Below are 287 nucleotides of genomic sequence, written 5' to 3'. Positions count from 1 at the left end.
ATGCTGAAAACCGTTTCTTAGATGCGATGGCTGGCGAAGCAGAACCAGAAGCCAAACGTAAAATCATTGGCCGTGTGTTTGTTGAGATTTTCGACGAAGAATCAAAGAAATGCGCTAATGCCAAATGGCTAGCCCAAGGTACTATCTATCCTGATGTTATTGAATCAGCGGGCAGTGCAACGGGTAAAGCGCATGTAATTAAGTCGCACCACAATGTTGGCGGTTTACCTGCCAATATGAAGATGGGTTTAGTTGAGCCATTACGTGAATTATTTAAAGATGAAGTG

The 287-nt window shown here is 43.2% G+C and carries 1 pseudogene; it reads left to right on the top strand.

The window, feature by feature from the left end:
• Positions 1–287, top strand: a pseudogene (locus tag AAEY78_RS12600) (glutamine-hydrolyzing GMP synthase); the annotation flags it as partial.

The sequence above is a fragment of the Psychrobacter sp. 16-MNA-CIBAN-0192 genome (assembly GCF_040309565.1).
Taxonomy (GTDB): domain Bacteria; phylum Pseudomonadota; class Gammaproteobacteria; order Pseudomonadales; family Moraxellaceae; genus Psychrobacter.
This window is presented reverse-complemented; position numbering and strand designations above follow the sequence as displayed.